This window comes from Basilea psittacipulmonis DSM 24701 (assembly GCF_000743945.1).
Lineage (GTDB): Bacteria > Pseudomonadota > Gammaproteobacteria > Burkholderiales > Burkholderiaceae_B > Basilea > Basilea psittacipulmonis.
In genome coordinates, this window is record NZ_CP009238.1 from 1,657,340 (window position 1) to 1,682,629 (window position 25,290).

At 41.2% G+C, this 25,290-nt stretch carries 22 protein-coding genes, 1 tRNA gene and 2 pseudogenes; 7 read left to right on the top strand and 18 right to left on the bottom strand.

The window, feature by feature from the left end; genetic code table 11:
- Positions 1-96: 96 nt before the first annotated feature.
- From IX83_RS07120 to IX83_RS07140, 5 genes are all read right to left on the bottom strand, one after another.
- Positions 97-1,080, bottom strand: a complete 984-nt coding sequence (locus IX83_RS07120) for an NAD(P)H-dependent glycerol-3-phosphate dehydrogenase (RefSeq protein ID WP_038500771.1) — start codon at positions 1,078-1,080, stop codon at positions 97-99.
- A 250-nt stretch (positions 1,081-1,330) separates the two neighbouring features.
- Positions 1,331-3,493, bottom strand: coding sequence for a polyribonucleotide nucleotidyltransferase (gene pnp / locus IX83_RS07125; RefSeq protein ID WP_038500773.1), 2,163 nt, complete (start codon positions 3,491-3,493; stop codon positions 1,331-1,333).
- Positions 3,494-3,587: 94 nt separating this feature from the next.
- A complete protein-coding gene (gene rpsO, locus IX83_RS07130; protein ID WP_038500776.1) occupies positions 3,588-3,857 on the bottom strand; it encodes a 30S ribosomal protein S15 in 270 nt (89 codons plus the stop codon).
- A 66-nt stretch (positions 3,858-3,923) separates the two neighbouring features.
- On the bottom strand, positions 3,924-4,676 hold the full coding sequence (pssA, locus tag IX83_RS07135) for a CDP-diacylglycerol--serine O-phosphatidyltransferase (RefSeq protein ID WP_038500779.1): 753 nt from the start codon (positions 4,674-4,676) through the stop codon (positions 3,924-3,926).
- Between the two features lie 20 nt (positions 4,677-4,696).
- The gene (locus IX83_RS07140) at positions 4,697-5,347 is read right to left on the bottom strand and encodes a phosphatidylserine decarboxylase (protein WP_038500782.1); all 651 of its coding nucleotides are present in this window, start codon (positions 5,345-5,347) and stop codon (positions 4,697-4,699) included.
- Positions 5,348-5,490: 143 nt separating this feature from the next.
- On the opposite strand from IX83_RS07140, the gene IX83_RS07145 reads away from it, so the two are divergent.
- Entirely contained in the window at positions 5,491-5,703 is a 213-nt protein-coding gene (locus IX83_RS07145; protein WP_201770239.1) for a heavy-metal-associated domain-containing protein, read from the top strand.
- A gap of 89 nt (positions 5,704-5,792) precedes the next feature.
- Positions 5,793-7,931, top strand: a complete 2,139-nt coding sequence (locus tag IX83_RS07150; protein WP_038500786.1) for a heavy metal translocating P-type ATPase — start codon at positions 5,793-5,795, stop codon at positions 7,929-7,931.
- Between the two features lie 54 nt (positions 7,932-7,985).
- On the opposite strand, the gene IX83_RS07155 is transcribed toward IX83_RS07150, so the two are convergent.
- The 9 genes and pseudogenes from IX83_RS07155 to scpB form a co-directional block, all read right to left on the bottom strand.
- On the bottom strand, positions 7,986-8,519 hold the full coding sequence (locus IX83_RS07155; RefSeq protein WP_051919519.1) for a copper chaperone PCu(A)C: 534 nt from the start codon (positions 8,517-8,519) through the stop codon (positions 7,986-7,988).
- Positions 8,520-8,607: 88 nt separating this feature from the next.
- A complete protein-coding gene (gene typA, locus IX83_RS07160; protein ID WP_038500789.1) occupies positions 8,608-10,434 on the bottom strand; it encodes a translational GTPase TypA in 1,827 nt (608 codons plus the stop codon).
- The gene (truB, locus tag IX83_RS07165) at positions 10,431-11,183 is read right to left on the bottom strand and encodes a tRNA pseudouridine(55) synthase TruB (protein WP_038500792.1); all 753 of its coding nucleotides are present in this window, start codon (positions 11,181-11,183) and stop codon (positions 10,431-10,433) included. Before truB ends, typA begins: the two co-directional genes overlap by 4 nt.
- A complete protein-coding gene (gene rbfA, locus IX83_RS07170; protein ID WP_051919522.1) occupies positions 11,176-11,541 on the bottom strand; it encodes a 30S ribosome-binding factor RbfA in 366 nt (121 codons plus the stop codon). Before rbfA ends, truB begins: the two co-directional genes overlap by 8 nt.
- On the bottom strand, positions 11,542-14,172 hold the full coding sequence (gene infB, locus IX83_RS07175; RefSeq protein WP_143244767.1) for a translation initiation factor IF-2: 2,631 nt from the start codon (positions 14,170-14,172) through the stop codon (positions 11,542-11,544).
- Positions 14,172-15,650 (bottom strand): transcription termination factor NusA, encoded by a 1,479-nt coding sequence (nusA, locus tag IX83_RS07180; protein WP_038500795.1) that lies wholly within the window; start codon positions 15,648-15,650, stop codon positions 14,172-14,174. The genes infB and nusA overlap by 1 nt, the downstream gene beginning before the upstream one ends.
- Complete coding sequence (rimP, locus tag IX83_RS07185) at positions 15,647-16,108, bottom strand: ribosome maturation factor RimP (RefSeq protein ID WP_038500796.1); 462 nt, start codon at positions 16,106-16,108, stop codon at positions 15,647-15,649. Before rimP ends, nusA begins: the two co-directional genes overlap by 4 nt.
- Before the next feature lie 294 nt (positions 16,109-16,402).
- Positions 16,403-17,581 (bottom strand): annotated as a pseudogene (gene rluB, locus IX83_RS07190) (23S rRNA pseudouridine(2605) synthase RluB); the annotation flags it as partial.
- Positions 17,582-17,692: 111 nt separating this feature from the next.
- Positions 17,693-18,217, bottom strand: a pseudogene (gene scpB, locus IX83_RS07195) (SMC-Scp complex subunit ScpB); the annotation flags it as partial.
- A gap of 126 nt (positions 18,218-18,343) precedes the next feature.
- Between scpB and IX83_RS07200 the strand changes: the two are divergent.
- Together IX83_RS07200 and IX83_RS07205 are read left to right on the top strand one after the other, a co-directional pair.
- A tRNA-Met gene (locus tag IX83_RS07200) sits at positions 18,344-18,420 on the top strand.
- 156 nt (positions 18,421-18,576) lie between these two features.
- Positions 18,577-18,768 (top strand): hypothetical protein, encoded by a 192-nt coding sequence (locus IX83_RS07205; protein ID WP_038500801.1) that lies wholly within the window; start codon positions 18,577-18,579, stop codon positions 18,766-18,768.
- 313 nt (positions 18,769-19,081) lie between these two features.
- Here the strand turns inward: IX83_RS07205 and rpsI are convergent, their stop codons facing one another.
- The 3 genes from rpsI to icd form a co-directional block, all read right to left on the bottom strand.
- A complete protein-coding gene (gene rpsI / locus IX83_RS07210) occupies positions 19,082-19,474 on the bottom strand; it encodes a 30S ribosomal protein S9 (protein ID WP_038500803.1) in 393 nt (130 codons plus the stop codon).
- 10 nt (positions 19,475-19,484) lie between these two features.
- The gene (gene rplM / locus IX83_RS07215; RefSeq protein WP_038500806.1) at positions 19,485-19,913 is read right to left on the bottom strand and encodes a 50S ribosomal protein L13; all 429 of its coding nucleotides are present in this window, start codon (positions 19,911-19,913) and stop codon (positions 19,485-19,487) included.
- A gap of 647 nt (positions 19,914-20,560) precedes the next feature.
- Positions 20,561-21,817 (bottom strand): NADP-dependent isocitrate dehydrogenase, encoded by a 1,257-nt coding sequence (gene icd, locus IX83_RS07220; RefSeq protein WP_038500809.1) that lies wholly within the window; start codon positions 21,815-21,817, stop codon positions 20,561-20,563.
- A gap of 118 nt (positions 21,818-21,935) precedes the next feature.
- On the opposite strand from icd, the gene IX83_RS07225 reads away from it, so the two are divergent.
- On the top strand, positions 21,936-22,355 hold the full coding sequence (locus IX83_RS07225; RefSeq protein ID WP_038500812.1) for a DUF1841 family protein: 420 nt from the start codon (positions 21,936-21,938) through the stop codon (positions 22,353-22,355).
- A gap of 225 nt (positions 22,356-22,580) precedes the next feature.
- Here IX83_RS07225 and ffh read toward each other — a convergent pair whose 3' ends face one another.
- Positions 22,581-23,999: a signal recognition particle protein gene (gene ffh / locus IX83_RS07230; protein ID WP_038500815.1), complete on the bottom strand. Its 1,419-nt coding sequence runs from the start codon at positions 23,997-23,999 to the stop codon at positions 22,581-22,583.
- Positions 24,000-24,067: 68 nt separating this feature from the next.
- Here ffh and IX83_RS07235 point away from each other — a divergent pair, with 68 nt between their 5' ends.
- The gene (locus IX83_RS07235) at positions 24,068-24,910 is read left to right on the top strand and encodes a cytochrome C assembly family protein (RefSeq protein ID WP_038500818.1); all 843 of its coding nucleotides are present in this window, start codon (positions 24,068-24,070) and stop codon (positions 24,908-24,910) included.
- A gap of 65 nt (positions 24,911-24,975) precedes the next feature.
- Positions 24,976-25,233 carry a hypothetical protein gene (locus IX83_RS07240; protein ID WP_038500821.1) on the top strand — a complete coding sequence of 86 codons (258 nt, stop codon included), beginning with the start codon at positions 24,976-24,978 and terminating at the stop codon, positions 25,231-25,233.
- Positions 25,234-25,290 lie beyond the last annotated feature (57 nt).

The window sequence follows — 25,290 nt, forward strand, 5'->3', positions numbered from 1 at the left end:
TTTATCATTTTTGCTTAAAAATCCGTCAAAATTTATAGCGAAAATCACTGCACACTTTATCGCTATATTCAGATGGATACTCTATTTCTCAGTCGCTTACATTTCCTGTTTTGGCACGCGTTCCATCAGGATTTCTTTTACTTGAGAAATATTGATATGATCTTTTATCAGCTGATATAAAAGCTGGGCAATAGGCATTTCTACACCATGTGACTGAGATTGACGGACAACTTCCTCAACCGTTAACACCCCTTCTGCCACATGTCCGAGTTCTTTTAAAATCGTCGCTAACGTTTTTCCCTCAGCCAACAACAAGCCCACTGTTCGATTACGAGACAAAGATCCTGTACAGGTCAATATCATATCGCCTATTCCCGACAATCCCATCAATGTCGTAACATTAGCCCCCATTGCAACAGCCAATCGGGTTATTTCAGCCAACCCACGAGTAATCAATGCTGCTCTTGCATTTAACCCCAAGCCTAATCCATCTGAGATACCTGTTGCGATCGCCAAAACGTTTTTCACCGCACCACCTACAGCCACGCCCACTACATCTTGATTAGCATACAAACGTAAGATGGGCGTATTCAATTCTAAACACAATGCTTCGACCCAATGTAAATTATCAGAAGCCAATACCACCGCACAAGGTAGTTTTTGAGCCAATTCTTGAGCAAAGCTAGGTCCAGACAGAATGCCTATTTTTGTCGCTGATGATCCATAAACTTCTTTTAATACCTCATGTGGCAACAGCCCTGTGCCTTGTTCAAATCCTTTACATGCCACTAAGGCTGGAACGTTCGACAACCCTGCTTGTTTTAAATAGACGGCCGTCTGTCTTAAAGCATTCACGGGGGTGGCCAACAAAACCAAATCAAATGAATGATGTTCAAGCGTATGCAATAAATTCAGTCCATCTAATGGAAATCCCGGCAAATACTGGGCATTCTCATGCTCTCGTTTCATCTCATCGACATGTTCTGCTCGCCTAGACCACAAACTTACTTGATGCGTTTGTGCAAAATGCAATGCCAATGCGGTTCCCCAAGCACCTGCACCCATCACTAAAATATTCATTTCTCCCTCCCTTATATCACTCTCTCACACCACTCACCGCTTAAACGCTTAACATCGCGGTTTCAAACAGTCACCATCCAATTAAACAAAGCAACTCACAACTACCATTTACCACCGTCAATCGGATAACAAGTTATATCACTCTCTCACACCATCAACGACTGCGTTCAAACCATGTATCCTCTGTTTATCATAGCGAAAAAAAAGCCCTTTGATAAAAAATCAAAGGGCTATTCTTTAAAAAATACCGTTACTGTTCAGGCGTTTCTTCCGTTGCAGATACTGTATCTTGGGTCACACCGCGTTGGGCAGATAAGCCACCCAAAGCTTTCACAGACAAGCGTAAACGACCACGATCATCAGCTTCGATCACTTTCACACGAACGGTTTCACCCACAGCCAATACATCTGCCACATTCGCAATACGGTGATTATCGATTTCAGAAATATGCAACAAGCCGTCTTTACCAGGAAGAATCTGAACGATAGCACCAAAATCACGGATCTGTTGAACGATACCATCGTATTCCGCACCCACTTCAACTACAGCAGTTAACTCAGCGATACGACGCTCCGCTTCTTTAGCTTTTTGGGTATCTGTACTCGCGATGGTTACCACACCTTCGTCCGTAATATCGATTTGGCAACCTGTCTCTTCAGTCAATGCACGAATGGTTGCACCACCTTTACCAATAACATCACGGATTTTCTCTGGATGAATCTTCATGGTCAACATACGAGGTGCAAAATCAGATAACTCCTCACGCGAACCACTAATAGCCTCAACCATCTTACCAAGAATGTGCATACGACCTTCTTTGGCTTGTGCCAAAGCAACTTGCATAATCTCTTTCGTAATACCCTGAATCTTGATATCCATTTGTAATGCGGTAATACCATTCTTCGTACCCGCTACTTTGAAATCCATATCGCCTAAATGATCTTCATCACCTAGAATATCTGTCAATACTGCGAACTTGTTACCTTCTTTGATCAAGCCCATCGCCACGCCTGCCACGTGATCGGAAACAGGCACACCTGCATCCATCATCGCCAAACAACCGCCACATACAGAGGCCATGGAAGAAGAACCGTTCGATTCTGTAATCTCAGAAACTAAACGAATCGTGTATTGGAATTCATCAGCATTTGGTAATGTCGGTACTAATGCTCGTTTTGCCAAACGTCCATGACCGATTTCACGACGTTTAGGTGAACCAAATCGACCTGTCTCACCTGTTGCAAAAGGAGGCATATTGTAGTGAAGCATGAAGTTATCACGTGATTCACCCATGACAGAATCCACAATCTGTTCATCCGTTTTTGTACCTAGTGTAGCGACTACTAAAGCCTGTGTTTCACCACGTGTAAACAATACGCTACCATGTGTGCGAGGAAGTACACCTAAACGAATGCTAATCGGACGCACGGTGCGTGTATCACGACCATCAATACGAGGCTCACCATTCAAAATCTGTGTACGAACAATTTCAGACTCAAGGTTAAATAAGATATTATCGACTTCTACTTCATCTGGAGCTTCAGTGCCATTTGCTTCTGCTTGGACTTTCAACGACTCTTTGGTCATCGCAGAAACAGATTTCAAACGTGCTGAACGATCTTGTTTTTCGCGAATTTGGAAAGCAGCTACCAATTCATCATAAGCCAATGCTTTTACCGCATTAATCAACGTATCGTTCTTAGGTGCAGGTGCCCAATCCCAAGCTGGTTTACCCGCTTCAGCCACAAACTCATGAATCGCGTTAATCACCTTTTGCATTTGTTCATGACCAAATACTACCGCACCCAACATCACGTCTTCAGATAGTTGTTGGGCCTCAGATTCCACCATCAATACAGCAGATTCAGTACCTGCAACCACCAAATCCATCTTAGAATCTTTTAACTGAGAGACAGTCGGATCAAGAACATATTCACCATTAATGTAACCCACACGAGCCGCACCAATTGGACCATGGAATGGAATGCCAGAAATAGCCAATGCCGCAGACGTACCAATCATCGAAATAATATCTGGGTCAATTTCTGGATCCACTGATAATACATGAACAATCACCTGAACTTCATTGTAAAAACCTTCAGGGAATAAAGGACGCAATGGGCGATCGATTAAACGAGAGGTTAATGTTTCTTTTTCAGATGGTTTTCCTTCACGTTTAAAGAAGCCACCTGGAATTCTACCTGCTGCATATGTTTTCTCAACATAATCCACTGTTAGTGGAAAAAAGTCTTGGCCAGGTTTTGCTTCATTTTGTGCCACCACGGTTGCCAAGACGACTGTATCCCCCATCGAAGCCAATACAGCACCACTTGATTGGCGAGCAATCTCACCTGTTTCTAACTTAACTTCATGTTGGCCATATTGAAACGTTTTTGTAAATTTATTAAACATAATTTTCCTTTCTCACAACAACAATAAAAAACCGTACCAATATCACCTGTTACAGTTTCTTGGTACGGTCATCTGTAGGATTTTTCCTACAAAATTACTTACGTAAGCCTAATTTCTCGATAATAGCACGGTAAGTATCTGGGTTACGACCCTTTAGATAATCGAGTAATTTACGGCGACGACTAACCATACGAAGCAGACCACGACGAGAATGGTGATCTTTCTTATGTGTTTTAAAATGAACAGTTAATTCATTAATGCGAGCTGTTAGAAGTGCAATCTGAACCTCTGGAGAACCCGTATCACCCTGTTTACGAGCAAATTCATTAACGATAGACTGTTTATTAATTTCTGCAACTGACATATTTAATTTCCTCTTAAAAACTGGCGACAAAGATGAGGATCCTTGTCGTGAAAAAAACTTTGTAAATTATAGCATCTTTTTGCGTTTTTTGCGAACTTTAGTCCAACGATAGTAGAGAACGCACCATCCACTAACGGCATAACACATAAACAAGGCAAAAATCATGACGGGCGGATTAATTAAAATCACCGCCACTAACAAAATCGTCACCAATACCCAGATCTGGGCCGAATGGTTACCTTGGAATGCCATTTTTTTGCCACTAATAAACGGAGCATTTGAAACCATACTTAATCCCGCATAGATCACAATCGAAAAAACCAACCATGCGTTCAACATATAAGGAGGTAGTTTATTGTCCACTAATAACCACACAAAACCACCCACGATGGCCGCCGCGGATGGACTAGGCAGTCCCTGAAAAAACCGAGAGTCCACCACGCCGATATTAGTATTAAAGCGAGCTAACCTAACCGCCGCACACGCAATATAGATGAAACATGCAAACCACCCCCATCGTCCCAACTCATGAAGTAGGTAGTAATAGGCCAACATCGCAGGTGCTAATCCAAAAGTCACCATATCGGACATGGAATCATACTGTTCGCCAAACGATGATTGCGTCTTAGTCAGACGTGCAATTCGCCCATCCAACGCATCCATTATCATCCCCACCAACAACGCCATAACCGCCAACTCAAAATTACCCGCAATGGATTGAATAATGGCATAAAATCCCGCAAAAAGATTCCCTGTCGTTGCGGCATTAGGTAACAAATAGGCACTCTTGTGATAACGTAATCGATCTGCTGATTTCATCTATTGCCTCTTGTATAAGATTATTGCAACTTTGCCAATACCGTCGTCGTTGCTTGTACTTTATCTCCAATTTTCACCATAGGAATACTACCTAAAGGCAAATACATATCTATTCTTGAACCAAAACGAATAAAACCATAACGTTCACCTTTTTTCAGTTCTTCACCCTCTTTGACATAGCATAAAATCCTTTTAGCTACCAAGCCAGCAATCTGAACATAAGTGACGGTTTGTCCAGTTGGTGTCGTCACGACCACTGCATTACGCTCGTTTTCAGCAGAAGCTTTGTCTAAGGCTGCATTGAAAAATCTACCCGAAAAATATTCTATTTTTTCAACTTTGCCGTCCACAGGAACACGATTCGAATGCACATTAAATACATTCATAAACACACTGATTTTCAATGCTTCGCGTCCTGCATAAGGATCGTAATCTTCTTGTATTTGGATCACTTTACCATCAGCAGCCGACAATACCGTATTTTCGTTTGCACCCGCAGGAACATATCGTTTCGGATCTCTAAAAAACTGTATCGCAAAAATCACATATACGAACAAAATAAAAGCGACAAAGCCATTTAAAAAAGACCATAAGAGTGCCAAAATAATGCCACCCAAAATAAACAACCACCCCTCTTTGGCGATAATAGGATGCGTGTTATATCGATTCATAAGTAAACTACCCTAAAAACGTGTAATTTTTCATTTTATCAAAAGATAAAATAAAGCTTTCTTGTTTGCCCAAAAACAAGCAAAAGAGTTCAATAATTCTCACAAGTATTATAATAAACGCTCAATATATCAAGTAGAGGTAAATGATGAGTACACAAACCACTGTAAAAATCGAAGGGATGACTTGTCAAGGTTGCGTGCGTTCTGTCAAAACAGCCTTAGAACAAGCACCTGGCATTCAATCCGTTGAGGTTTCATTGGAACGCAAACAAGCCGATATCGTTTTTGATGAATCACTTTGCTCTTTAAACAAGATTCACCATATTATTGAAGAAAAAGGCTTTGATGTCCAATAAGCCACGCTTAATTTTAGAGATTAGCCCCTCAAACTACCTTTTTTTAATTTCATCAAACGTGCTGCTATTGAATTCAGCACCGGTTCGACATGATTGATAAACAATACACCATCGAGGGCATGTCTTGCCAAGCCTGTGCAACCAGACTAGAAAAAGTGCTTAATAGAAAGCCAGAAGTTGAACAAGCCGAGGTAAACTTTGCAACAGAAACCCTCAACATTCGCTATCATGACCAAGTTAGCGAGCATCAAATACACGAATGGGTAAAAGATGCTGGTTTTAAAATTGCCGCCACCATCACCCAAACTCCACAAAAACCTAGTCTAAGGTTATGGGCGACATGGACCATTACGCTATATTTTACCCTTTTAATGGTTGGCATGCTTTTTCATGTCGAATGGATTCACTCCCATACCAGCATTTTTATCCAATTTATACTGGCCACTTTTTCTCAATTATTTCTTGCGATTCCCTTCTACAAAAGTGCTTATGCCGCCATTAAAGGTCGCATGGCAAATATGGATGTATTAGTCAGTAGTGGCACTCTAATTATTTGGCTATATTCCAGCATTGTTTTTTTAGCCAATATCCCTGAACACGTCTATTTTGAAGCCTCTTGCATGATTCTAGGTTTTGTCTCTTTGGGCAAATATATAGAAGAAAAAGTTAAAAAAGAAAGCCTCAATAGCATTAGTTTATTAGTAAAACTCAATCCAAAAACTGTTTTGGCAAAACGATCAGACACATGGACGGAGATTCCATTTGATCAAATTCAAACAGGAGAAATCATCCGTGCCAGACAAGGAGAACGCATTGCGGCCGATGGCGTGATATTAGAAGGACATGCTTTTTTCGATGAAAGTCACTTAACTGGTGAATCAATATCTCTAGAAAAATCGACGGACGATCAGGTATTAGCAGGTTCCTTAGTTTCTGATGGTAGTGTCATTTATCTTGCCCAAGCATTAGGAGAAAAAACCTTGCTAGGCGACATGATTCATGCGATGAATGAAGCTCAAGGAACCAAAGCACATATTGCTCGTTTGGCAGACAAGGTTTCGAGTGTTTTTGTCCCTTTAGTGATGGGGATTGCTTTGCTTACGTTTATCGTAAATTTCTTCTTATTGTCCGATGTAGAAACGGCCATCATTCGTGCCGTATCCGTGCTAGTCATTGCTTGTCCTTGTGCATTAGGACTCGCCACTCCTGCGGCCATCATGGTCGGCATTGGCATGGCATCCCGAAACGGTATTTGGTTCAAACAGGCTTCTACACTTGAAAGCACCGCTCATTTAAAAGAAATCGTACTCGATAAAACAGGCACGCTCACCTTGGGGAAACCTGAAATCAAACACATCCTATTGCTTGATGATTCGTATTCTGAAACACAAGTGCTGTCATTAGCCTGTGCTCTTGAATCACAAGTCAGCCATCCTTTGGCCACCGCCATTATTGAGGAAGCACAACGTCGTCAGATAAATCCACCCTCTGCCAAAAACGTTGAGGTAACGGCTGGACATGGGATAAAAGGTCAAGTCAACGAACTGACTATAGAACTTGCTAAACCTGATTCTTTGGGCATTGACACACAGTCGTTATCCAAAGATCTGTCGTCTTATTCATTAATAGGGATGCGTGTTAATCATCACCTCGTTGCTTTAATTGCATTAGGTGACACCTTAAAACCAGATACGATACCTACCATCCAAGCACTACAACAAGATGGACTGGATATCACCATTTTAAGCGGTGATCAAGAATCTTTGGTTCAACATATTGCCCAAACCTTACATATCAAGCACGCTAAAGGCAACCAAACACCTCGTGATAAAGCGAGCTATATTCAAAACAGCCCTCATCCTATCGGCATGGTAGGCGATGGGATCAATGACGCAGCTGCTTTAACCGCCGCCACCGTCAGTTATTCATTCAAAGATAGTACCGATGTGGCTCAACACAGTGCTGATATTACTTTAATGGGTAATGCTTTAATGGGTATTTATAAAAGTTTGCTCATTTCACGTGCTACCATGAAAACCATTAAGCAAAATCTTTTCTTTGCATTGGTATATAACTGTTTAGGTATTCCACTTGCGGCTTTTGGTTTATTAACACCTGCTGTGGCGGGTCTTGCCATGGCATTAAGTTCTTTTAGTGTGATTATGAATGCCTTACGGTTAAAACGTTTAACATTTCCCTCATTTTTAAACACGACGGATAAACCATAGCCACTTAAAAATAACCCCCTTTTGTACTGATTTCAAAAAAGGGGGTCATCAACTTTATAACGTGCCAGGTTCTTTAACCACACAGTCTGCGGAGACTTTTGCATCTTTCTGTAAGATAATCAGATGTGCTTTGTCACCTACCTGTAACGTTCCTTTACTTTTCATTAACATCACATGATTGCCTTTTGGTTCAAAACTAACTGTCTGACCTGGCTTAATATCAAAATGTGTTAATTTTTCCATTTTCATTTTGCCATCCACTACTTTTGTTGTATGGTATTCTGAATGCCCAAAATCTAATGAATACACATCATGAATATGCTTATCTTCGTTACTCGTATTCGTTAATTTAAAGTAAGCACTCGATGGAAACTTCTTAGGCATCAATCTGATCCAACAATCTGTCACTTCCAAGCCTTTCGCCTCTGGTAATTTTGATACCTCAACAGCCTTATCTATTGTCTGGGAATGACTACTGGCATGATGATGGTGGTGATGGCTCTCTTGATGTTGGTGCTCTTCACAAGCATATGCGGCACCAACCACCATGGCCGTGCCTGTTAGCATTACAACTACTTTTTTAAACATGCTCCTCTCCTAAAAAAAACAAGGGTACCTAACGATACCCTTAGTTTATTCCATCTATATGGCTAATACCATGATACATATCATGAAATTAAGAACTTCTTTCTTCTCTTGCCATACGACGGCGTTCATTTTCAGTCAAATAACGTTTACGCAAACGAATACTCTTTGGTGTCACTTCGACTAACTCATCATCATCGATAAATTCCACTGCATACTCAAGCGTCAATTTAATCGGTGGCACCAAACGTACCGCCTCATCTGTGCCTGATGCACGAATATTCGTTAATTGTTTACCGCGAATTGGGTTCACCACCAAATCATTATCACGAGAGTGAATACCGATAATCATCCCCTCATATAATGGTTCACCTGGTGAAACAAACATTCTGCCTCGATCTTGCAATTTCCACAAAGCGTATGCCACGGCATCACCATTATCCTGACTAACCAACACGCCATTTCGACGTTCACCGACACTACCTTCTTTGACAGGTGCATAATCATCAAACACATGGCTGATTAAGCCTGTTCCTCTGGTCATCGACATAAAATCAGTAGAGAAACCGATCAAACCACGAGCAGGAATGCGATACTCTAAACGTGTGCGACCACGTCCATCCGATTCCATATTCAATAGTTCACCTTTACGACGACCTAACTCTTCCATTACGCCGCCTTGATGTTCATCTTCAACATCGACCGTTAATAATTCAAATGGCTCACAACGCACACCATCAATATCTTTAAAGACGACGCGAGGACGTGATACAGCCAGCTCATAGCCCTCACGACGCATATTTTCGATCAAAATCGTCAAATGCAATTCACCACGTCCAGACACCTCAAATACGGTATCATCATCAGTATCTTTGACTCTTAACGCCACATTTGATTTCAATTCCAACTCTAAACGATCGCGTAATTGACGACTGGTGACAAACTTACCCTCTCTACCTGCTAAAGGTGAGGTGTTGACCATGAAATTCATATTCAATGTCGGCTCATCAATTTTCAGCATAGGCAAGGCTTCAGGCTGGTTGACATCACAAATCGTACAACCAATACCAATATCCTCGATACCATTAATCAACACAATATCGCCTGCTTCTGCTTCCTGCACTTGCTCGCGATCTAAGCCCTTAAACTTATGAATTTGGTTAATACGACCTTTAAATGTCGCCCCATCTTCACCGAATTTCACCACAACATCTTGGCCTGCTTTCATGCGACCACGGTTAATTCGACCCACACCAATCTTACCCACATAACTGTTGTAATCCAAAGAAATGACTTGCATCTGCAACGGTCCCTCTTTATCATCACCACGTGTCGGTACATATTTCAAAATCGCTTCAAATAAAGCACGCATGTCACCTGAACGTACATCGGGCGAATCTCCTGCATAACCATTCAACCCTGATGCATAAATCACAGGGAAATCCAGCTGTTCTTCTGTCGCCCCCAATTTATCAAACAACTCAAAAGTCGTATTGATCACATAATCTGGACGAGCACCAGGACGATCGATTTTATTGATCACTACGATCGGCTTCAATCCTAATGCCAACGCTTTTTTCGTCACAAAACGTGTTTGTGGCATTGGGCCTTCCACCGCATCCACCAATAACAATACACCGTCAACCATTGATAGCACACGTTCTACTTCGCCACCAAAGTCAGCATGTCCTGGGGTATCCACGATATTAATACGTGTGCCTTCATAATCTACCGCACAGTTTTTGGAAAGAATCGTAATACCACGTTCTTTTTCCAAATCGTTAGAGTCCATCACTCTTTCATCAATATGCTGATTTTCTCTGAACGTACCAGACTGGCGTAATAACTGATCGACCAAAGTAGTCTTACCGTGGTCAACGTGAGCAATAATCGCTACATTGCGTAATTCTTGACTCATGAATGTTCCTTTTTTAATTTTGACAAAAATAATTCATCAGGTAATTGTTCAACGGATATAAGACGAGATAACGGTTCGACTTCATCTTGAAACGCTTCTAGTCCTATCGCATCATCTATCTTAAACATGCCAACTTCTGTTCTTCTTAATGCACTCAAATGTGCATAGCATCCCAAAAATCGACCTATATCTTGAGCTAAGGTTCTGATATAAGTTCCTTTGCTACAAAAAACATCAAGCACTACTTCCTGCTTATCACGAGAAATAATCTTAATATCGTAAATCGTTACTTGACGTGCGGCACGCTCAACCTCGATGCCCTTTCGAGCTAATTTATACAAAGGTTGCCCATCTTTTTTCAAAGCTGAGTACATCGGAGGAATTTGCTCAATCTCGCCGATAAAGTGACGAATACACTCGTCTAATTGTTCATCACTGATAGACGGCACCGTATCAACAGATTTGACGACTTCACCTGTGTAATCCCCTGAATCTGTCTCACTTCCCAAACAAAGTGTCGCAACATATCGCTTATCGACATTTAACATCTGACCGCAGATTTTAGTTGCTTTTCCAAAACAACAAATCAATAAACCTGTGGCAAAGGGATCCAACGTTCCTGTATGTCCCGCTTTTTGGGCATTCAATGTACGTCTTGCTCGTTGTAAAGCAAAATTACTGGATAAATCTTTCGGCTTATCCAGTAATAACACGCCATCTACAATATCACCTTTACGTCTTCTACTCATTTTTATTGGCAAGGTCAATCAGACGTTGTACTTCCAATCCACGATTTAGACCCTCGTCATAATAAAAATGCAAGGTCGGTACCGTATGAATATGAAGCAACTTAAACAAAATAGCATGCAACCAACCCGCTTTCTCGTTTAACACGGCTTCTGCTTGTTGTTCATCGCCACCAATGACCGTAAAGTAAACTTTGGCGTGAGCATAATCAGCACTTAATTCTACCGCAGACAACGTAATCAACCCATATGTTTTTACGTCAATTTCTTTTTGAATAATCTGCGCCAAATCCTTTTGAATTTGGTCTGCCAACCGCTGATTACGATTGGCAGATGAGCTTGTTTTATGTCTTGACTTCATTTATAGACTACGTGCAATTTCTTTAATTTCAAATACTTCAAACTGGTCATTAATTTCGATATCGTTATTTCCTTTCAAAGAAATACCGCAATCAAAACCTGATTTCACTTCTTTCACATCATCTTTAAAGCGTTTAAGTGAATCTAACTGACCTGTCCAAATCACCACGTTATTGCGTAGCTGTCGAATATGAGCATCGCGAGAGACCATTCCCTCTGTGACCATACAACCCGCCACGGTACCGATACGAGAAATACGATAAACCTCGCGTACTTCCACCATACCAATCACTTCTTCTTTCTTCTCAGGTGCTAACATACCTGACATGGCGTTCTTCACTTCTTCGACCGCATCGTAAATAATGTTGTAATAACGAACGTCAATATTATTCGTTTCAGCTAATTTACGAGCACTTTGATCCGCACGTACGTTAAAGCCGATAATCACCGCATTAGAAGCAATCGCCAAGTTCACGTCTGATTCCGAAATACCGCCCACGGCAGCATGGACAACGTTTACTTTTACTTCAGGTGTTGATAGTTTCAACAACGCCTGAACCAATGCTTCTTGAGAACCTTGAACATCTGTTTTCACAATAAGTTCAAGTGTCTGACTACCTTCAACATTTCCCTCGAACATTTGTTCAAGTTTCTTAGCTTGTTGACGTGCCAACTTCGTATCACGGAATTTTCCTTGACGGAACAAAGCGATTTCACGGGCTTTGCGTTCATCCAAAAGCACTTGGAATTCATCACCTGCTTGTGGAACATCTGATAAACCTTGGATTTCCACAGGTGTTGAAGGCCCTGCTGTTTTCACAGGTTTACCGCCATCATCCAACATCGCTCTGACTTTACCAAAAGTCGCCCCAGCCAAAATCGCATCACCTCGATTTAACGTACCACTTTGGACCAATAGTGTTGCAACAGGACCACGACCTTTATCCAATCTCGCCTCGATTACCACCCCTTTAGCAGGTGCATCCACAGGTGCTTTTAATTCCAAAATTTCAGCTTGTAGCAAGACGTTCTCAAGCAAATCATCAATACCTTGTCCTGTTTTAGCAGAGACATTAATAAAAGGAACGTCACCGCCGTACTCTTCAGGCACCACTTCTTCAGCAACCAGTTCTTGTTTGACTCTTTCTGGATTTGCTTCAGGTTTATCGATCTTATTAATCGCTACCACTAAAGGAACATTCGCTGCTTTTGCGTGAGCAATCGCTTCTTTCGTTTGAGGCATCACACCGTCATCAGCCGCTACGACCAAAATCACCACGTCTGTAGCCTTGGCACCACGTGCTCGCATAGCAGTAAACGCCTCGTGTCCTGGGGTATCTAAGAACGTCACGATACCACCCTCTGTCTTCACACGGTAGGCTCCGATATGCTGAGTAATACCGCCTGCTTCGCCACTAGCGACTTTAGCACGGCGAATATAATCTAAAAGCGACGTTTTACCATGATCCACGTGGCCCATTACCGTGACCACAGGTGCTCTTGGCAATACTTCTGCAGACACATCATCATTAGACTCTTCTGAAAGAAATGCTTCAGGATCGTCCAACTTCGCAGCAATCGCCGAATGCCCTAACTCTTCAACCACGATCATCGCCGTTTCTTGATCAAGCACTTGGTTAATCGTCACCATTTGACCTAGCTTCATCAATTCTTTAATCACTTCTGCTGCTTTTACAGCCATTTTGTGAGCCAAGTCTGCAACCGTGATGGTTTCAGGTACATGAATTTCACGTTTGATGAACTCAGGTGTTGAGGGCTGTTGAACCTTATTCTGAGCATGTTTTTTAGGTTTGTTTCGATTACCAGAAACATGCCAACCCTCATCATCATCTTTCATGCGACGATCGTTTTTATCACCTTTTTTCACCGAACGAGTGGGTTTTTCACTATCATTCCACCCATCTTGGGAATCCATATTTTTCTTAGAAGCACCTTTTGATTTCGCTTCTTTCTTCACTGATTTTTTGTCACCGCTCTCTTTTTCCTTCGTGTTAGCACGTAACATCTTACGAGGACGATTTAAAAATTCACTGATTTCAGCCGCTTCATCTTGAGCTTCTTTTCTCGCTCTTTCGCGATCTTCATCCGTTACATCAGCTGGCGTTTCAACCGTTGTGGATACTGTTTCTGAAACCACAGGCTCTTGTTTAGAAGGGGCTTGAGCAGGTGCTACTTCAACCTTTCTCTCATCAACCACTTCTTTAGCCACTTGTTCAGTCACTTCTGAAGTCTTTTTCTCGGTTTGAGCTTTTTTCTCAACTTTTGATTTTGGCTTACTCGATCTGTTCATCGCTTCGCGTATAGCAGCCGCCTCTTGTTCGGCTTTTTCTCTAGATCGAGCATGTTCATCATCTTGAGAAAGTGTTTTAGGCTTCTGTACTTCAGGCTCCGCACTTGTCTTAGCCGTCACCTTTTTCTCAGCTTCAGCCTTAACTTTTGTTTTTGCTAGTTCAGCCTTTTTCTGTTCTTCAGGATTAAATCTGCGTTTTTTCTTCACGGTAACAGAAACTTTCTGACCATCATGATCAATCTCTTTCTGTTTACGCGTAGGTAAACTCAGACTTTTACGAACTTCTTTTTTGACTGGTTTTTCTTTATCTGTATCCATCATTACTTATTCTCTTCCTCAAACCAATGTGCACGTGCTTTAAGAATAAGATCCGCCGCATCTTCTTCTGAGATTTTTGCAATCTGTACTAATTCATCTGTCGATAAATCCGCCAAATCATCCAAAGTGGTGATTCTAGCTTCTGCTAATTTTTCCACCACTTCTGGTGTCATTCCTTTTAGATCCAAGAATGCCTGATCGACGGCAATACTCGCATCATCTGAATCTTGTAAAGCCGATCTCGCTCTTTGTCTTAATTCTCCTACCAATTCTTCGTCAAAGTCATCTATTTCCAAAAGTTCTTCTTCTGGCACGTAAGCAACTTCTTCTAAACTGGTAAATCCTGATTCAATCAAAATATCAGCGATGGCGACATCCACATCCAACTGATTCACAAACATATTACGTAGGATAATTGTTTCTTTTTCTTGACGGTTTTGGCTTTCTTCAGAAGTCAAAATATTGATCTGCCAGCCGATAAGCTCAGAAGCCAATCTTACGTTTTGACCTCTTGATCCAATCGCTTTGGGAAGATTCTCTTCATCCACAATCACGTTCATAACTCGTTCATCTTCATCCAACTCAATGGACTGAACGGTCGCTGGGGATAAAGCATTTATCGCAAATTCAGCGGGATCATCTGACCAAATAACAATGTCAATCTGTTCACCACCTAGCTCATTACGTACCGCACTCACACGCGATCCTCTCATACCAACACAAGTTCCGATAGGATCAATACGCTTATCATACGCCACGACTGCAATCTTCGCTCTTACGCCCGGATCACGAGAAGCCGCTTTAATCTCTAACAATCCCTGTTCAATTTCAGGCACTTCATTGACAAAAAGCTCACGCAAAAATTCTGGGCTAGTTCGAGTAAGAATAATTGACTGTGAACGAGAATTTCTATCTACTCTTGCAATATACGCACGTACACGATCGCCTGTACGCATGTTCTCACGCGGAATCATCTCGTTTCTTGGTAGTCGTGCTTCTACTTTACCGATTTCCACGATCGCATCGCCTTTGTCCAGACGTTTCACAATACCTGAGACAATCTTTTCACCACGATCCAACAATTCATCAATCATTTGTTGACGTTCTGCATCGCGAATTTTTTGCATTAATGTTTGTTTAGCGACTTGAGCGCCAATACGGCCCAAATCATCGCCCTCAAGCTCTTCTTCCACATACTCACCTACCTGAATAGCAGGATTAACTTCTTGGGCATCCATCAATAATTCTTCACGATCAGGATTTTGTAAACCCGCTTCGTTTGGAACAACTACCCAGCGACGTTTACAACGATATTCGCCTGTCTGACGATCGATCTGAACCACAATATCAGCATCTTCGTCTTTAAAACGTTTTTTAGTAGCCAGTGCCAAGGCCGCTTCTAATGCACTAAATACAATCTCTTTCTCTACGTTTTTTTCTCTTGCCAACGCATCGACAAATAATAAAATATCTTTGTTCATCGGTTCTTACCCTTAAAATCTAAAACTGGATCTAATTTTCCTTTTGCGACCTCTTCCACTGCAAAGACTAATTCTTTCTCTTCAGCCTCTAATTCAATCGCAAATTTACCCTCTTCTTTTTTCTGCAAAATCCCTTTAAACACTTTCTGGTTATTAATCGCTTGGTGCAGCTTAATCTCCACTCTTTCACCGACAAAACGTTCATAATCCTGACGATGACGCAATGGACGATCCAACCCTGGAGAACTTACTTCCAAACGATTGTAGTCAACGTTTTCAACTTCATAAACTCTAGAAAGCTGACGTGAAACTTTCTCGCAATCTTCGATTTTCACCCCATTAGGCGTATCAATCGTCACTCGCAACAAGCCTGCAGGAGCTCGTTCCACATCAATCAACTCAATATTTTCACCTAGCCCTAAAATGGCATCCTGTGTTATCTGAAATATATCTATCATGTCTATAAGTAAAAAAAGCCCGCCAATAGTGTGAATAAACCTGTATTTTGGTCTATCCAAGCTATCTGCATGCTTAAAAAATATAAAGGTATGCAAAAAAAAGGGGACTCAAAAGACTGGTCCCATTCAAAGATCATCTATAAACTGCCATTTTAGCATGAAAAACTTTATTTGTGAGCTAACTAGCCGATTATGTTATTAAAAATTCCCCAAACTAGACTCATGAATATTTGCTTTTCTGCTAGGAGATTTACTGGAAACGATTCTTTTTTTGCGAACCGTCACCTTTTGATCAAATCCTGGCGGCATGGCACTTTCATAACTGACTGGCTGTGCGTGACGACGAGAAGCACCTTTCTTAGATCGAGATTTTGAGTCTTCTTGAGGCAATTCACTTTCCAAACCCAAACGAATAAACAAAGCCATCACCACATCAGCTTCCAACTCTTCAAAACGACCTCGTTTCAATCCCGTTGGCAAAGAAATATCGCCAAATCGTGTACGCATCAGACGACTAACCGTTAAACCCACGGCCGCAAACATACGTCTTACCTCACGATTACGCCCTTCACGAATCACCACACGATACCAACGATTACTTCCTTCGCCACCCAAATAATCTAAGGCATCAAAGGCTGCCAATCCATCCTCAAGCTCAACCCCTTTTAGTAGCTGATCTCGAATCTCGTCCGTTAAGTCCCCCAAGACACGAACCGCATACTCACGTTCACTTTCATATCTTGGGTGCATCAAACGATTCGCCAAAGCACCCGATGTCGTTAAAATCATCAACCCTTCTGTATTCAAGTCAAGTCGTCCAACAGAAATCCATTTTCCAGTACGCATTTTAGGTAAACGATCAAACACACTCGCTCTACCATCTGGATCATCATGACTAACAATCTCACCAGCAGGTTTATGATACAAAATGACTCTTGGCAAACGATTTAACTTGGGACGCTGAACCAATCGACCATTCACCCTAACCACATCGCTATAAGAGACTCTTTGACCAATATAAGCAGGCTCCCCATTCACCGACACACGACCGGCCACGATTAATTCTTCCATCTCACGACGAGAACCAACACCCGCTTCTGCCAATACCTTATGTAACTTAGGCTGAATACGCTCACTGTTTAAATAAGAACTCAGACTTTCTTTTACGTTCTGAGACTGATACACAGGCATATCATCCATATTATTTTCTGGGAAAGCCACATCAAAGGCCAATTTCTTCGCCAATTTCGCTTTCTTAGCATTAAGTCTTTTGCTTCGATGTCCGCGTACCTTTGTTTCAAGTACTCTTTTTGTCTCTACTGGCTCCACCGTCGCTTCATTTCTCGCTTCTGGCACCTGTTCTTTTTTCTTACGTGAATCTGACCCTAAACGACGAGCAAAAGGCGTTCTTAACTTACGTCCTTTAACTTTTTTAGGGGATTCATCCGTTGTATTGACTTCTATATCGCTCATAATTATTTGAACCCATGGATTCAGAAATCGTATCTGACCATTCTATTTTTAGTTTGATTGCCCAAAACCAGGTAATAAATCCATCTCTGTTTCTGATAATTGAGACAACTTAGCTTCCAACTCTTCGCCCATTTCTAATTCTGGCAAATCATCTAATGTTTTTAAACCAAGATCATTTAAAAACTGCTTCGTTGTGCCTAATAACGCAGGTCTTCCGGGAGCATCTCGATACCCTAATACCTCAACCCAGCCTCGATCTTCTAATGTCCTAATAATCTGGGAAGAAACAGTTACCCCTCTAATATCCTCAATATCTCCTCGAGTAACTGGTTGTCGCCATGCGATAATAGCCAGTGTTTCTAGTACTGCACGAGAATATTTAGGAGGTTTTTCAGGATTCAGCCGTTCTAAATAACGCTGCATCTCTGGTTTGCTTTGAAAACGCCAGCCTGTCGCCAGCTCTACTAATTCTAACCCTTTATCGCTCCAATCACACCTAATATTTTCTAAATGTTGCAAAACTGCAACACTATCAACATCTTGATCAAAGAGTTTTTTAATTTCTGATACTGGCATGGGTTCTGCACTACATAACAGTGCTGTTTCGATTATTTTTTTTGCTAATTCTTCATTCATCATTTTCATTCACACCCGTATCAAAGGGCTTATTGCCTATTCTTTCTATCCTGTATTTTTAAAATAAAATTAAATTTGGTCTTGCATAATTATAACAGTTTACGCTATAATTATCACTTCATCAGACGCGGGGTAGAGCAGTCTGGTAGCTCGTCGGGCTCATAACCCGGAGGTCGTAGGTTCAAATCCTGCCCCCGCAACCAACTTGCGAGACTGGTTTAGGTTTGAAATCATCGCTGGTAAAACCAGATTCATCTTCCCTTCATTTCTTTTAAATTCCATACAAATAATCATCCTGTTTTTGAATAATTAAATTATGCTATGATAGGTCGTATCACACAAACAGGCTGAGGATAATTATGTCTGATAAAGAAAAGAAACATCATATATTTAAGTTTGACAAACCTATGCCCAAAATCGATCGTCCCATCGTTAAAGTCATCCCTATGGATTTAAGCGATCATGAAGCGTCTGATCGATTAATTAAACGTTCTCTTAAACGCATTTACGAAGCCCATAAAGAAGCGATTGACAGGCTTGCTTATAAATGATGATTGATTTAATCAAGTTTGAGAAGAAAGCGTTATTGGAGACGACCCTCTCTTAGCGGTTCTACCGTTTAAACGAATGGATGAGCACGAACGGCAACGCTTTCTTTTTTACCACACCACCACCCCAACAACTCAGCAATCTCGCTCCCACTCTTTCCATTACCCTCCAACCTGTCTCATCAGGATAACCAGCAACAATTCAACGACTTTACCTCGGATACAGTCAAACATATTACCCATCAAAACCTTTGATAACCATAAAAAAACCGAGTCCACAAGGAACTCGGTTTTCGGTTCGATAAAAACGTATAAATTAACGTTTTGAGAACTGTTTGCGACGACGTGCTTTGTGAAGACCCACTTTCTTACGTTCAACTTCACGAGCATCACGAGTCACGAAACCAGCCTTAGATAGAACAGGTTTCAACGTCTCATCATAGTCAATCAAAGCACGAGTGATACCAAAACGTACCGCACCTGCTTGACCACTTTCACCACCGCCATAAACATTAATCTGAAGATCAAACGCTTCTGTCAAATCAGTTAAAACAAGTGGTTGACGAACTACCATGCGACCTGTTTCACGGCCAAAATAATCTTCTAAGGTCTTACCGTTCACCAAAATTTTACCTGTACCTTTTTTCAAGAATACACGAGCAACTGAGGTTTTACGACGACCAGTACCATAATTCCAATTTCCGATCATGATCTAATCCTTAAATATCCAATGGTTGTGGTTGCTGAGCTGCATGAGGATGCTCTGCACCAGCATAGATTTTAAGTTTCTTGATCATGGCGTAACCAAGAGGACCTTTAGGTAACATACCTTTTACAGCCTTCTCTAATGCACGACCAGGAAAACGTTCTTGCATCTTACGGAAGTTAGTTTCGTAAATACCGCCTGGATAGCCAGTATGACGGAAGTATTTCTTATCGTCCTGTTTACGACCAGTTACTTTCAATTCAGATGCATTAATGATGACGATGTAGTCACCTGTATCAACGTGTGGTGTGAATTCAGGTTTATGTTTACCACGTAAACGGCGTGCAACTTCGCTGGCTACACGACCCAAAACCTTGCCTTTAGCATCGATCACAAACCATTCACGTTTTGCTTCATGGGGTTTTGCCACAAAGGTTTTCATGGATGATTCCTTTAAAAAAAATTAAAAAAAACTCATCAAGCTTTTATCAATAAGCCGTATGAGAAAAACTATTCTAACCCAAATTACAAAAAATCACAACAACATATTAAAATATCGTTATTTTTTCACCAAAAAGTGTCTTAAAACCACACTGTTTTTGAACCATCAAACCAAGCATATTCACTGGCACATTCATCATCTTTGATTGATCACTGAAGCAAAGTTAAATCAGTTCCTATATCAACCACCGTATGAGCCACCACGTCTCAAAACCCATCACACCTCAAGCAAGCCGATATGAATAGTTGGAACCCAAGTGCACGCATCACCCATCGCCCTTTACCTCAAAAACACAACACGTCCGCACCAAACAAGTCACTTATTCCCTTACCAAACATCGCCTGTTTTTAACCTCTAAACGATTCAAGCAACATACCTGCACAAAAAACCATTTCATTACATCTATTTCTGCACTTTAAAAAATGAGGACACCTCGCTTCTTTCATTCGTTTTACCGTACGAGCCACCACGTCTCAAACCCCAAACAAAACTTTACCGTATAAGCCACCACGTCTCCAAACCCAAACAAAACGCACATAAAAAAAAGGGGCTTTTCAGCCCCTCTTCATTCTTTAAAAATACGTTTATTACATATTTTCAATCATCACTTCACCAAAGCCAGAACAACTTACTTGTGTTGCACCGTCCAATAAACGTGCAAAGTCATAAGTTACTTTCTTCGATAAAATAGCTTTTTCCATAGAAGAAATGATCAAATCAGCCGCTTCTGTCCAACCCATGTGACGCAACATCATTTCAGCAGATAAAATCTCTGAACCTGGGTTCACATAGTCTTTACCAGCGTATTTTGGAGCTGTACCATGAGTCGCTTCAAACATCGCAACAGAATCAGAAAGGTTTGCACCTGGAGCGATACCAATACCACCCACTTGAGCCGCCAACGCGTCAGAAATATAGTCACCATTCAAGTTCAATGTCGCAATGACTGAGTAATCAGCTGGACGCAAAAGAATTTGTTGCAAGAAAGCATCAGCAATCGCATCTTTAATGATAATTTCCTTACCATTCTTAGGATTGCGAATTTTGCACCATGGTCCACCATCAATCTCTTGGGCACCAAATTCACGTTTTGCCAACGCATAACCCCAGTCACGGAAACCACCTTCCGTAAACTTCATGATATTACCTTTGTGAACCAATGTTACATTAGGTTTGTCATTATCGATAGCGTATTGGATAGCCTTACGAACCAAACGCTCTGTACCCTCACGAGAAACAGGTTTTACGCCGATACCAGATGTCTCTGGGAAACGGATTTTTTTCACACCCATTTCATTTTGCAAGAAAGCAATTAATTTTTTCGCTTCTGGACTACCTTCAGCAAACTCGATACCCGCATAAATATCCTCTGAGTTTTCACGGAAAATCACCATATCAACTTTCTCAGGATGTGAAACTGGAGAAGGAACACCTTGGAAATAACGAACTGGACGCAAGCAAACATATAGGTCTAACTGTTGGCGCAATGCTACGTTTAGCGAACGGATACCACCACCAACAGGTGTCGTCAAAGGACCTTTGATCGATACAGAATATTCGCGCAAAGCATCTAAAGTTTCATCTGGCAACCATACGTCTTGTCCATAAACTTTAGTCGCTTTTTCGCCTGCATAAATTTCCATCCATTGGATTTTACGTTTGCCACCGTATGCTTTCTCAACCGCCGCATCAACGACTTTAAGCATCACTGGCGTAATATCTTGACCTGTACCATCTCCCTCAATAAATGGAATAATGGGCTGATCAGGAACATTCAAACTGAAATCTGCATTAACAGTAATCTTTTCGCCAGTTGTTGGCACTTTAATATGTTCATATGACATGTTCATTCTCCGTTATAATTTGCTTCACATCGAGTAAAATATGTACGTTTTACTAAATGACACACTAACTCTTATATATAATACAAGACTCAACCTTACATTTTAACAAAAACTTATCATGTTTAATCCTAGTCGTGAACAGGTTCGTATATTTTTTACAACAGTACTCAAAAAACACCACCAAAACGATATTTTGACTCCCATTGAAAACCAAGCATTAAACTGGGTTTTGAAACATCCCGAGTATCACGAAGATTTATTAAATCCAGACAATCAACATAAAGACTATCAGGTTGAAAATGGTCAAACCAATCCTTTTTTGCACCTATCCATGCACTTAGCCATACAGGAACAAATCAATATTGACAGTCCACCAGGAATAAAAGCGATTGCCCAAAAGCTTATTCAACGTTATGGCGAACACGAGGCACATCATAAAATCATGGAAGCGTTGGGATTAGTGATTTGGGAAGCTCAACGACACGGTGCACCGATGAATAATGAACGTTATTTAGAATTATTAGAAAAGCTAGTTTAATCCCACAAGCACTTTCTCTGCATTATGCCCAAAGAAGGAGGTCACCCAAACAACCACCTCCTTCAATCATCGACAACAAGATGATGATAGACGCAACCTTTGAACACGAGCAATACAGCCGACTTCGTAACGACCGCCGCATACTTACAAAAAACAAACCACTTACCTCATCCACCAAACCCAAATAGTAATGTTTACTTCAAGGTAAGTGTTGAAATAATGGGTTTATTTGCGTCGTCCAAATCCAGCCATATTTTTTAAGGCACTCATGCCACCCATCGCGCGCATAATCTTGCCCATACCGCCTTTTTTGAACTGTTTCATCACCGATTGCATTTGTTCAAACTGTTTTAACAGCTTATTAACTTCTTGAACTGGCACCCCTGCACCTGCGGCAATACGTCTTTTTCGAGAGGCTTTAATTAATTCGGGTTTACTACGCTCTAAATGCGTCATTGAGTTTAAAATCCCCTCTGTACGACGCATCTGTTTCTGGGCATCTTCGGCATTCACCTTACCCGCCATTTGAGCCAGACCGCCAGGCAACTTCTCTAACAACGACCCCATATCGCCCATTTTTTTGACTTGAGCCAACTGATCACGAAAATCATTCAAATCAAACTTATCGCCAGCTTTAACTTTTTTAGCGAGTTTTTCAGCTTCTTTGAGGTCGATATTTCGTTGAGCTTCTTCCACCAACGAGAGAATATCACCCATACCCAAAATACGCTGAGCCATACGATCTGGGTAAAACGGCTCCAATCCATCCAGTTTTTCAGATACCCCAACAAATTTCAACGGTTTGCCCGTCACCTGACGCACAGACAACGCCGCACCCCCTCGAGCATCACCGTCTAACTTCGTCAATACCACACCCGTTAAAGGCAACGCATCTGAGAAAGCTTTGGCCACATTCACCGCATCTTGTCCCAACATCGCATCGACGACAAATAGCGTTTCAACAGGATTGAGTTCACGATGCAACATGGCAATCTCTTCCATCATCGCTTCATCAATCCCCAAACGCCCTGCCGTATCCACTATCAAAACATCGTAGTAGTGTTTTTTGGCATAATCCAACGCCGACAAAGCAATATCTCTAGGCTTTTCATTTGGAGAAGATGGAAAAAAGTCAACGGATACTTGCTCAGCAACCGTCTTTAACTGATCAATCGCCGCAGGACGATACACGTCGGTACTGACCAACAACACTTTCTTTTTCGTTGCAGGCAAACCTTTTTGTTTAAATGTTCCTTGAGATAAGATTCGAGCAAGTTTTCCAGTCGTTGTTGTCTTACCCGCACCTTGCAAACCTGCCATTAAAATAACCGCAGGTGGTTGAGTGGCCAAAGACAATTCGCCAGCAAAAGGGCCTAAATCACCGCCCATCAACTGCGTTAACTCACGATCAACCACGCCAATTAACGCCTGTCCGGGTGTCAAGCTACCTACTACTTCTTCACCCATCGCCTTTTCTTTTACCCTTTGGATAAAATCACGAACAACAGGCAATGCCACATCCGCTTCTAACAAAGCCATACGGACTTCTCGAAGCATCTCTTGTGTGTTAGCTTCTGTTAAACGAGCTTGACCTCTCAAGGTCTTGGTAATTTTTGCAAAACGATTACTTAGGTTATCAAACATTTACTCGGCTCTTTTTAGTTATACTAATAGAATAATTTGATTATATCGTATCTGATTATTTATTCGTTATGTCTTTAAATATTGTGTTGCATTTATTAGCCAGTTTCATTTACCTTGGAATTGGTTTATCACTGTGGATTCCACTTGCCCAAAAACAAACCTTTTCCCCGATTACAGGCTTGCGTCGATTCATCTTATTAGTCGCCATCGTCTTGCACGGCATCGCTATTCATGTCGCCATGCTTCACAATGAATACATCCAATTAAGCTGGACGGCAGGCTTGTCACTGACGATGTGGATTGTTATGCTCATCTTTTGGTTAGAACGATTACTGGCTAGGATTGATGGTTATTTATTTATCTTACTTCCTTTTGCTTTTGTGATGACCTTGTTAACCACCATTTTTCCTGTGGCATCCAGTTCTCCTTTAATCATCCCCGTACGTAATGAAATTTTCCGTTTGCATATTTTATTATCGCTTTTAGCTTATAGTTTGATTGCTATTGCCGCCATTCAATCTGGACTAATGGCCTTATTTGATCGATATTTACATCGCCAAAAAATCAAAGAACGAAAAGGTTTAACAGGACTTGTTCTACAAGCACAGCCACCCTTACTAACACAAGAAAAAGTGCTATTTTTATTAGTGTGGATTGGCTTTTTTGTGTTAACCATTGCCATCATTACTGGCATGTATGTTTCATGGCAGATTTCCCAAAAACTACTACCCATCGATCACAAAACCATTTTCAGTATAGCGTCTTGGTTGGTTTTTGCCGTTTTATTAACTGGACGCGTCATTTGGGGATGGCGAGGACGTTTAGCATTACATTGCAACTTAATCGGCTTTACGTTGTTACTTTTGGGTTATACGGGTTCACGATTCGTAATTGATGTGTTGTTGCATTGAAGCGGGTTTTAAGGCTTCACAAATAATGCATCAAAACCTTTTTTACTATTTAATGCTTAATTATTATGATTCGTTTTTTACTCATTCTACTTGTCATTTATTTGATTGCTCGTTTTGTCTTTCCAAAGAACAAACAAACTACGCAAAAAACAGCCCCATCTGAAGTACCCAATGCCCAAAAACAAGTCAAACTACAACCTTGTGAGTATTGTCATACATTTTGTGATCCTAATTTAATGGTCTCTTATCAAAACAAACATTTCTGCAGTCTTGAACATGCCACACTTTATCAAAAAGAACAACAACCCACTCATCACCCATAAACATTCATCCTGTTTGGCTGTTTTCACTCGTTTACTCCCACAACGACGACACAAAGC